Consider the following 4,454-nt stretch of genomic DNA (forward strand, 5'->3'; position numbering starts at 1 on the left):
CCTCCTCCGCCTCCGTGAGCAGCAGCCGGCCCGCCGGCGTGAGGTCGACGCCGCGCGGACCGCGGTCGAACAGGGTCACGCCGAGTTCCTGTTCGAGGCGCCGGATCCGCTGGGAGAGCGAGGGCTGGGCGATCCGCAGGCGCTCGGCGGCACGGCCGAAGTGCCGTTCCTCGGCGACGGCGCGGAAGTGGCGGAGGTGCCCCAGCAGGTCCATGGCCAGCCATCATAGGCATTTTCGTATGGATCCGTTCACCATTGAGCTCTTGGACTGGAGTGCTGACGGGCTGTTTAGGTGAGGGCGAAGGCACCACGACCCACCCGGGAGATCACTCATGACCCTTGCACTCCGCCGCCCCCGCACCGCACTGCCCGCCGTCGCCCTGGTGGCGGTCGCCCTGCTGAGCGGGTGCGGCCAGAACGACCGGGCCGGCGCCACGGCGCCCACCGCCACCGCCACCGCCACCGCCACCGCCACAACGGCCGATGCCTTCACCGGACTTGAGCAGCAGTTCGGCGCCCGTCTCGGCGTCTACGCACTGGACACCGGCAGCGGCCGGGAGGTCGTCCACCGCGCCGACGAGCGGTTCGCGTTCGCGTCCACGATCAAGTCCCTTGCGGCCGGGGCCCTGCTGCGCAAGGCGTCCGACGAACAGCTGGACAAGGTGGTCACGTACCGCCAGGAGGACGTCCTGGAGTGGGCGCCGATCGCGTCGCAGCACGTCGCCACCGGCATGACGGTGCGCGACCTGGCCGCCGCCGCCATCCAGTACAGCGACAACACCGCGGCGAACCTCGTCACCGCCGAGCTCGGCGGCCCGGCGGCCGTGCAGACGTCCCTGCGCGAGCTCGGCGACCCGACCACCAGCGTCGACCGCACCGAACCCAGCCTCAACGAGGCCACCCCGGGCGACACGCGCGACACCAGCACGCCCCGCGCCCTCGCCGCCGACCTGCGCCGCTACGTCCTCGGCGACGTCCTCGCCGAGGACCGGCGCCGGCTGCTGACCGACTGGCTCGTCGGCAACACGACCGGCGGCCCCTACATCCGCGCGGGCCTGCCCGCCGACTGGAAGGTCGGCGACAAGACGGGCACCGGGGAGTACGGCACCCGCAACGACGTCGCCGTCACATGGCCCTCCGGCGGACGCAGCCCGATCGTCATCGTCGTCCTCTCCGACCGCGGCAAGCCCAAGGCCACCTCCGACGACGCCCTCATCGCCCAGGCGACGAAGGCAGTCGTCGGCACGCTCGGCTGACCTGAGGAGACCGTTGACGATGCCCTGTCCCGCAGCAGCAGGGAGAGCCGGGACGGCGTCACACGGTGAAGACGCGCTCGACCTCGTCGCGGTGCGTGTGCAGGTCCCAGTAGAGGGGGGCGACCTCCTCGGCCGAGGCCGCCGGCACTCCGGGCGGACCGTCCGTGCCGATCCACGCGCCGATGGCGACGTGCGCGGCCTGGACGCCGGTGTCGGCCAGTTCCTTGTGCAGGCCGAGTACCCAGTTGCGCAGCGCGGCCTGGGCGGCGTTGAGGTTGCCGAGCATCGGCGTGGGGTCGACCGAGCCGGCGCCGTTGGTGTAGAGCAGAGTGCCCGCGCCGGCCTCGCGCATCGCGGGCAGCACGGCCCGTGTGGCGGCGATGGCCCCGTAGAGCAGGAAGTCCATCGCCCACTGCACGTCGGACGGGTCGGTCTCGGACGGAGCGGTGAGCGGCGTGGAGCCGAGGCTCCCGGCCGGGGAGTACTCCAGGACGTCGATGCCGCCGAAGCGGGTGGCGGCGTCCTTGAGCGCCTGGGTGAGTGCGTCGGTGTCGAGGACATCCGCCGGGAACGCGGCGGCGGTGATGCCTTCGGCGTCGAGCCGGCCGACCAGGTCGTCGAGCTTGTCGCGGTTGCGGGCGACGAGAGCGACGTCGAAGCCGCGGGAGCCGAAGGTACGGGCGATGGCCAGGCCCATACCGGGGCCGGCTCCGACGATGGCGATGCTGGGCACAGTGGATCCTTTGCTGGGAATCCCGTTGGGGATGGGGATGGATCAGGCGACGGTGAGCGCGGTCTTGCCGAGCGTGACGACACGGTTGGCGTGGGCTCCGTGAAGCCGGCTCAGGTCACGCTCGGGTTCCTCGGAACACCGGGCGATCGACTCCGTGTCGGTCATGGCCCGAGTCTCGGGGCTTCGCCGCTTTGCTCGCGCTCACTTCGGCGGTGGCCTAACAATGGTGCGGTGATCCGCTACCGATTGGGCGCCGGTGCTGCGAGTGTGCGGTGGGCGATGTCGCCGATCCACGAAGTGGTCGGCCTGGCCCAGCTCTTGACCGAACCGCAGCGTCACCCGATGTTCCACCCGTGGCTTCGCCGTCGCCGCCATCTCCCGCTCCCCGACCTGGGGGCGCTCACGGTCTTCATGGCCGATGGCGCGTATCGGCCCGACTTCCTCGACCCGTCGCCGATGTCCAGTGAGCCGACGTTCGAGGAAGGCATGGAGGCCTTGCTCGCCGCACCGGCGGACCAGACGTACGCCGAGCTGGTCGACGCAACGACGGGACGCGGGGCGGAAGTCGGCCGCCGACTGCTCGAAGACCCCGACCGTGCCAGGTCCGAGGCCGCCGATGCGCTGCGCCGCCTCTGGAAGACGGTCGTCGAACCGGAATGGCCGTCCATGCGGCAGGCGCTGCGTGCCGAGATGCTGGACCGGGCCATCCAGGTCAACCGCGAGGGGCTGCGCGCAGTCCTTCCGCGCCTGCACCCTTCCGCTGCGTGCGAGGGCGACACCGTCACCGTGGAGAAGACCGTCGACATCGCCGTCGACTGCCCTGAAGGACTCATTCTCGTTCCGTCGCTGTTCATCACCGACCGGATGCAGTGCACCACCTCGGACCACTGGACGCCGGCGATCTATTACCCGGCATCCGGGCGGTACCTCTGGTCGGCACCTCCCACTCCGAGGACGCTCGACCGCCTTCTGGGAGTGACGCGAGCGAGGATCCTGGCCGCGCTCGCCACTCCGCTGCAGACGTCCGTCGTGGCCCGGCTGGTGGGTGTCACTCCCGCGACGGCCAGCGAACACCTGGCGATCCTGCGAGACGCCGGGTTGATCGACAGCAGCCGGGCCGGTCGCACGGCCACGCACGAGCTGACCGAGGCCGGACGTACTCTCCTGAACGCGGCCTCGCAGCGCCCTTGACGGGTCGGGGAGCTGCCGATGGTCACTTAACGCGGAGTGGGAAGTCGGACCGGCCGACTTCCCACTCCTCGCTCGCCTGCGAAGTCGCCTACAGCGCGGCCAGGTTGGCGGTCAGGTCGTCCAGGCCCAGGGAGCCCTGGGAGAGGGCGTGGGTGTGCCAGGTGCGGAGGTCGAAGGCCGGGCCCTGGCGGTGGCGGGCGGCTTCGCGGCCTTCCAGCCAGGCGCGTTCGCCGAGTTTGTAGCCGATGGCCTGGCCGGGCCAGCCCAGGTAGCGGTCGATCTCGCTGGTGCGGCGCGGGGCCTCGCTGCCGTGGTGCGCGGCCATGAACGCGTCGGCCAGCTCCGGGGTCCAGCGTTCGCCGGGGTGACCGCCCCATTGGTCACCGGCGGACCCCGCGGGGATCGCGAGGCGCAGGTGCATGCCGATGTCGACGATCACGCGGATGATGCGGAGCATCTGCTTGTCGAGGTACCCGAGGCGGCGCGCGGGGTCGGTGAGGAAGCCGAGTTCGTCCATCAGCCGCTCCGCGTAGAGCGCCCAGCCCTCCTTGTTGGCGCTGACGGCGCCGAGGGTGATCTGGTAGGTGCTCAGGCGGTCGGCGGAGGCGGTCCAGCGAGCGGTCTGGAGGTGGTGGCCGGGGACGCCCTCGTGGTACCAGGTGCTGACGATCTCCCAGGTGGGGAAGGTCTGTTGGCCGAGGGTGGGCAGGTAGGTGCGGCCGGGGCGGGTGAAGTCGAGGCTGGGGCCCGTGTAGTAGGGCGCACCGGAGCTTCCCGGGGGCGCGATCCTGGCCTCGACGCGCCGCATCGGGCCCGAGATGTCGAAGTGGGTGCCGTCGAGCGCGTCGATCGCCTCGTCGATGATCTGCTGGAGCCAGGCCCGGACGTTCTCCTCGCCCTCGATCGCGTGGCCGTGCTCGTTGAGGTGGTCCATGGTGGCGCGCACGCCCGCGCCCGGGAGGATGCGCTCGGACTCGGCCCGCATCTCGGCGGCCGTCCGGTGGAACTCCTCCCACGCCCACGCGTACGCCTCGGCCGGGTCGAGGTCGGCGCCGTTGGCCCAGCGGGCGGAGCGCAGGTAGCGCTCGGGGCCGACGGCGTCCGGGGTGCCGTCGGCGGCGGGCAGGTAGGTGGCGTGCAGCCAGTCGCGGAAGGCGTCGACGGCAGTGGTCGCCCGCTCGGCGGCGGTGTCGAGTTCGCGCCGCAGCCCGGCGGGGCCGTCCGCGACGAAGCCGGCGAACCAGCTCGCCCGGCCGTCGGCCCGGCCGGTCCAG

6 protein-coding genes are annotated in these 4,454 nt (G+C 71.9%); 2 read left to right on the forward strand and 4 right to left on the reverse strand.

Translation table 11 applies throughout. The annotated features are described in order from the left end of the window. On the reverse strand, nt 1-214 hold a 214-nt coding region (locus AB0O00_RS30660; protein ID WP_363657290.1), incomplete at its 3' end, for a LysR family transcriptional regulator. A gap of 118 nt (nt 215-332) precedes the next feature. Here AB0O00_RS30660 and bla point away from each other — a divergent pair. Continuing rightward, complete coding sequence (bla, locus tag AB0O00_RS30665; protein ID WP_363657292.1) at nt 333-1,256, forward strand: class A beta-lactamase; 924 nt, start codon at nt 333-335, stop codon at nt 1,254-1,256. 58 nt (nt 1,257-1,314) lie between these two features. On the opposite strand, the gene AB0O00_RS30670 is transcribed toward bla, so the two are convergent. Beyond that, a complete protein-coding gene (locus AB0O00_RS30670) occupies nt 1,315-1,989 on the reverse strand; it encodes an SDR family NAD(P)-dependent oxidoreductase (RefSeq protein WP_363657294.1) in 675 nt (224 codons plus the stop codon). A gap of 42 nt (nt 1,990-2,031) precedes the next feature. Then, entirely contained in the window at nt 2,032-2,154 is a 123-nt protein-coding gene (locus AB0O00_RS30675; protein ID WP_363657296.1) for a hypothetical protein, read from the reverse strand. A 66-nt stretch (nt 2,155-2,220) separates the two neighbouring features. On the opposite strand from AB0O00_RS30675, the gene AB0O00_RS30680 reads away from it, so the two are divergent. Further along, nucleotides 2,221-3,180 carry a DUF5937 family protein gene (locus AB0O00_RS30680; protein ID WP_363657298.1) on the forward strand — a complete coding sequence of 320 codons (960 nt, stop codon included), beginning with the start codon at nt 2,221-2,223 and terminating at the stop codon, nt 3,178-3,180. Between the two features lie 88 nt (nt 3,181-3,268). Here AB0O00_RS30680 and AB0O00_RS30685 read toward each other — a convergent pair. Further along, the coding region (locus AB0O00_RS30685) for a DUF885 domain-containing protein (RefSeq protein ID WP_363657300.1) at nt 3,269-4,454 on the reverse strand (1,186 nt) is incomplete at its 5' end.

Origin of the sequence: Kitasatospora sp. NPDC093558 (genome assembly GCF_040683475.1) — a bacterium.
Taxonomy (GTDB): domain Bacteria; phylum Actinomycetota; class Actinomycetes; order Streptomycetales; family Streptomycetaceae; genus Kitasatospora.